Annotated in this window: 1 protein-coding gene; it reads left to right on the forward strand. The window is 66.3% G+C overall.

Annotation, left to right across the window (positions count from 1 at the left end; genetic code table 11):
- Window positions 1-103 precede the first annotated feature (103 nt).
- Complete coding sequence (locus tag D0D15_RS35775) at window positions 104-1,060, forward strand: IS481 family transposase (protein WP_094009241.1); 957 nt, start codon at window positions 104-106, stop codon at window positions 1,058-1,060.
- Window positions 1,061-1,072 lie beyond the last annotated feature (12 nt).

Here is a 1,072-nt window from a genome sequence, read left to right on the forward strand (position 1 = left end):
TGTATCCGGTCAGGACGTTGGTAGCGGCGTGTCTGGCTGAGTAAAGGAGAACCTCCGGTTGGGATGTGGCTTGTCTAAGGCCCACTCCGATCCGGAGGTTCTCGTGTTCCACGGTAGTGCCCGGCTGACGGTTCACGGTCGGCGACTGATCGTTCAACGCCACCAGGCCGGCTGGAAACAGGCCCACATCGCCGAAGCGATGGGCGTGTCCCGCAAGTGTGTGAAGACCTGGATCGACCGCTACGCCGCCGAAGGCGAGTCTGGCCTGGTCACCCGCTCCTCACGCCCACACACGAGCCCCAACCGCACGCCCGACGAGGTCGAGCAGCGGGTGTTAGACCTACGTCACCGCGAACGCCGCGGACAGGACTGGATCGGCCTCGAGCTCGGACTCCCGCCCCGCACCGTGTCGCGGATCCTGCGCCGCCACGAGGTGCCCTACCTGGCCGAGTGCGACCCGATCACCGGCGACGTCATTCGCGCCTCCCGCGCAACCGGCGTCCGTTACGAACGCGAACGACCGGGCGAGCTGGTCCACATGGACGTCAAGAAGCTCGGCAAGATCCCCGACGGCGGTGGCTGGCGTGTCCACGGCCGCAGTGAACAGGTCCGTGCTCGCGGCATCGGCTACGACTACGTCCACTCACTCGTCGACGACCACTCCCGCCTGGCCTACTCCGAGATCCTGCCCGACGAGAAGGGCTCGACCTGCGCGGCGTTCCTACTGCGTGCCGCCGCCTACTTCGCCGATCACGGGATCTCCCGTATCGAGCGCGTGATCACCGACAACCACCTCAGCTACCGACGATCACGCGACATGGCCGCCGCGGTCGCAGCACTCGGCGCAACACACAAGTTCATCCGGCCCCACTGCCCCTGGCAGAACGGGAAAGTCGAGCGCCTCAACCGCACCCTCCAGGCCGAGTGGGCCTACCGGCACGCCTTCACCAGCAACGAGGCACGAGCAGCAGCACTTGCAGCCTGGATCGAGCACTACAACACTGAACGCCGCCACAGCGCACTCGGAGGACGACCGCCCATCAGCCGGCTACCAACCTAACGGCCGGATACA

Source organism: Amycolatopsis thermalba (assembly GCF_003385215.1).
Classification (GTDB): domain Bacteria; phylum Actinomycetota; class Actinomycetes; order Mycobacteriales; family Pseudonocardiaceae; genus Amycolatopsis_E; species Amycolatopsis_E thermalba.